Below are 3,895 nucleotides of genomic sequence, written 5' to 3' on the forward strand. Positions count from 1 at the left end.
AGGCTTTGGCATCCGCAAGCATTCTCTCAGGCGCCTCCGGCTCACGCCCTTGCAGCCGATGCCCTCCCAACAGATGCACGGACTGCGGCGTTAGACCGATATGCCCCATAACTGGGATGCCGGCGCCCGTTAACTTTTTCACTAACCCTGCAACCAAAGTGCCCCCCTCAAGCTTGACGGCCTGCGCTCCTCCCTCCTTCAACAGGCGAATGGCGCTCCGCATGGCCTCCTCCTCCCCTACTTGATACGAACCAAACGGCATATCGGCAAGCAATAGCGCCCGATGTAGGCCGCGCCGAACGGCCTGAACATGGTGTAGCATCATCTCTAAAGTGACGGGGAGGACGTCGGAGAAGCCGAGCACCGTCATTCCCACCGAATCGCCTACCAGTACCACATCCACCTCGGCGCGCTCGGCCAACAAGGCGGAAGGATAGTCGTAGGCCGTAACCATCACGATCTTCTCCTTCTGCGCTTTCCGCGCGCGCAGTTCCGGCACCGTAATACGCCCGCGCCTCTCTTTCCCCTGCATTCTTACTTACTCCGACTCCGTGTTCGTAGGAAAAGGTTCATCTACCACGGCAGTCTCCCGCTGTTGCTGCCGCCAAAAGCGCGTGCAGAGAGAGAGAAAGTCGCACGTTTCGCAAAGCGGCATACGCTTTGGGTAAACCTCCGTGAAATCGGTCTGCAATATCTGTTCTACGATTCGGTCGAGGTCTTTAGCAAACTCTTCAAGCGCTTCGTCGCTAAGGGCCACGGTGGCCGCCTCTCCAGAACGAAGGCAGTAGATGGTGGCGCAAACCGGAGCTTCAGGATAAAGCCGCTTTACCAACAACTGATAGCAGCACATCGCAAGGCTAGAAGCCACATCCTCTGGGGTGATAGTGGTAATGCCGCTTTTATAGTCAATGATCTCTAACGTTCCGTCCGGATGACGGTCAATGCGGTCTACCCGCCCCTGAAGAATATAGCGTCCCATATCGTAGGAGAGAGTCTTTTCGGTGGCAAAAAGCTCACAGGCTTCACCGCGTTGCGTTATCTCCTGCCGATAGGCGGCCACGATCTGTTCGCCCATTGCCATATGTTCCGCCTCCTCGGCGGCGTCGGCATAGCCGGCCTGCACCCAGTTTTGCCGTAGCGATTGCACCAGCTCTTCAGAGGTAAGCGAGGCGCCCTGCTCGTGAAACTGGCGCAATACAAGATGCAGCGTGGTGCCGAAGCTGTAGGAGGCACGGGGACGTTGGTAGTATCTCCCAATGCGATCGAGATAGATGTAGCGATACTTTACGGCGCACTCTAAATAGGTCGCTATTCGCGTGGGGCTAAAGACGGGTTTACGTTTTGTACCCTCCGATCTATCTGCCGTTTGAGCCGTGCGCATAAACAAGAGCTTCCTTCTTTTATCAAGAGCCGAGGGAACCGCGCCCCACGCCATGCGCTATTTTACCGCAACTGTGCACACCACGAAAAGTGCTCGTTCGCATTCCTATCTCGCAGGAGTGGGTAACATGTGAAGACCAAACCTTATTCTTTTCCAAAAAGCAGGAATCGGCGGGGCAGAGCAAGAAATAGAAGAACGCTTCACTCTACATTTTGGAGGCCCCTGCATGACGTTTCACATTCCATCGAGTGCTTGGCTCCTGCTAGCTCTGTTCGTCATCGGTGCGGGCAGCGCCGCAAACGCCCAGGTTAAGATCGAACGCGATGTGCCCTATCTCGGCACCCCGCATAACATTCGCATGAGCAACGGAACCGTCGAACTGATTCTGCCTACCGACTACGGCCCGCGCATCATGCGCTACGCTTTCGTAGGCAGCGGAGATGACGGCAATATCTTTGCCACCATCCCCGGCGTCACCTTAAAAACCTCCCTTGGCGACTGGTACATTCGGGGTGGTCATCGTCTGTGGCACTCTCCAGAAGCTATTCCCCGATCCTACGTGCCCGATAACGCCCCGATCCAAGTTGAGATTGACGGGAACACGGTAAAACTCATCGAGCCGGTGGAAGAGATAACCAACATCCAAAAAGAGATATGGGTTACCCTCGATCCTCAAGGCAGCCATGTTACGGTGGTGCATCGCCTTACCAACAAAGGGCTTTTTCCGGTTCAGATGGCCTGTTGGGCCATGTCGGCCATGAACACGGACGGCAAGGCTATTTTTCCTCAGGAACCCTACGTCTCCCACGATGCCGACATCAGCCCGGCGCGCCCCCTCACCCTCTGGAAATATACCGATATGTCAGACCCGCGTTGGATGTGGGGCAAGCAGTTTATTACGCTTACGCAAGACCCCAACCGCTCTGAACCCCAGAAGTTCGGCATCGGTGACCACCAGGGTTGGGCGGCCTATTTCCGCCATGGCGTTCTTTTCCTCAAACGCTTTAACTACCACGATGACCAAACCTACCCTGACTTCGGCTGCAACGTCGAAAGTTTTACCAACAACATCTTCCTCGAGCTAGAGACCCTTGGCCCATTGGAGACCGTGCCGCCGGGTGGCACCATTACCCACACGGAGCAGTGGTGGCTATTTAAGAACGTAGACTTGGGCACGGGAGAGGCCGGCATCGCCGCTGCCCTCCAACCCATTCTCGAAGAAACAGCCCCTGCCGCCTCCAAATAACCCCCCCTTTTCGGTCGTGGTCTTGTGGAACAAGCAAGGCCACGACCGCCTCTATCTTGAAACTAAAAGCCCTGAAAGCTGCAAAAAAATATAACGCGACTTACCCTTAAAACGTCTAAAAGGCAAGATTCCTAGACGAGGAGAAACTGCTATGCTGCCTTGTTGGTGCAGGTTTAGAAGCTGGATGCACAACGAACCAATCTCTCTGCGAAAACCTGTCTTGCTCATTTCGCAAATTCTGTTGTTTTCCCTCTATGTTGGCATTCAGACGGCGTCGGCAGGGCACTACGTTGTGTCCTATAGTGGCGGTCAAATAGTCACTACTATCGTCAATAAAAACAGCACGAAGATTCATCTTACCCCCATGCAGCCCCAGTCAGATTCTATTCTGGCAAGCTATAACGGAAGCCCCATCCCAAGCTACAACGGTGAGATGATGTATGCCATCTTTAAAGCCGGATATTCTATCTCTTCCGAGCTTGATGGGCCGCTTACGGCCACATTCACTTGGGTTCCCGATCATCAAGAGCCACCACCACCCTATATTGTCGTGAGCCGGCGATTTTACCTTCTCGGCTATGTCAATTTGAAGACGCAACCTCTTAAACTCACCATCAACAGCGGTTTAGGTTTACCGCTGAAAGTGACCAGACAAGGACCTCAGAATGCAAGCTACAGTATGGGCGGGGCCAACTGCTTGCTGATCGCTCATCCCGCGGCGCATTTCTCTTTATCTGTCTCCCCAAAAATCGTTTTGCCTAGCGAGAGAACGAATCTCGAGGAGACGGGCTTCATACAGATTGTCTTTCAGGCGTTCGCCACCCCCATTCACTTGAATCTTGAAGGCGGTGCAGAAACACCCTCCGGCACAGAGTTCATGGTTGGGCAGGGGGTAAAGGCCTCCATTGCAGCAGACCATCTCACCCCAAAAAATCTGCACTGGCGCATCGAGGGCGACTGCCATCCTTTTAAGTTCTGGGACCTAGGCAGAGGGTCGGCACACTATGCCGTCGCGCGTTACGTTCCTCTGGAAAGAAAGGACTTCAACGTTAACGAATTCTATTTCTATACTCGCACCCCAAGCCATCATAATCGAGTAACCTGCACCTTCGATATCACGTTACCAACCGATTCGCTGCCCAAAGGCGGGTTTCATCATCTTACGATCACAAGCCCCGATTTTGCGGTGCTTCATCCTGTCATAACGCATCCGTTCTCCGCATGGGTGCTCCACGATGCCGCCAACAATACGACGGCTCTTCTCGACG

Annotated in this window: 4 protein-coding genes; 2 read left to right on the plus strand and 2 right to left on the minus strand. The window is 54.1% G+C overall.

Annotation, left to right across the window (positions count from 1 at the left end; genetic code table 11):
- A partial coding sequence (panB, locus tag VKV29_RS11870) for a 3-methyl-2-oxobutanoate hydroxymethyltransferase (protein WP_324201525.1) occupies positions 1-532 on the minus strand: 532 nt, incomplete at its 3' end.
- A 6-nt stretch (positions 533-538) separates the two neighbouring features.
- Positions 539-1,381, minus strand: coding sequence for a PD-(D/E)XK nuclease family protein (locus VKV29_RS11875; RefSeq protein WP_324201526.1), 843 nt, complete (start codon positions 1,379-1,381; stop codon positions 539-541).
- Between the two features lie 226 nt (positions 1,382-1,607).
- Between VKV29_RS11875 and VKV29_RS11880 the strand changes: the two genes are divergently transcribed.
- A complete protein-coding gene (locus tag VKV29_RS11880; protein WP_324201527.1) occupies positions 1,608-2,627 on the plus strand; it encodes a hypothetical protein in 1,020 nt (339 codons plus the stop codon).
- 184 nt (positions 2,628-2,811) lie between these two features.
- The coding region (locus tag VKV29_RS11885; RefSeq protein ID WP_324201528.1) for a hypothetical protein at positions 2,812-3,895 on the plus strand (1,084 nt) is incomplete at its 3' end.

The organism is Chthonomonas sp. (assembly GCF_035294165.1).
In the GTDB taxonomy this organism is placed as follows: Bacteria; Armatimonadota; Chthonomonadetes; order Chthonomonadales; family Chthonomonadaceae; genus Chthonomonas.

What these genes read in the sequence shown, in the direction of transcription:
- VKV29_RS11880 (WP_324201527.1), top strand. Translation starts at nt 1,608, where the DNA reads ATGACGTTTCACATTCCATCGAGTGCTTGGCTCCTGCTAGCTCTGTTC.
- VKV29_RS11875 (WP_324201526.1), bottom strand. Translation starts at nt 1,381, where the DNA reads ATGCGCACGGCTCAAACGGCAGATAGATCGGAGGGTACAAAACGTAAA.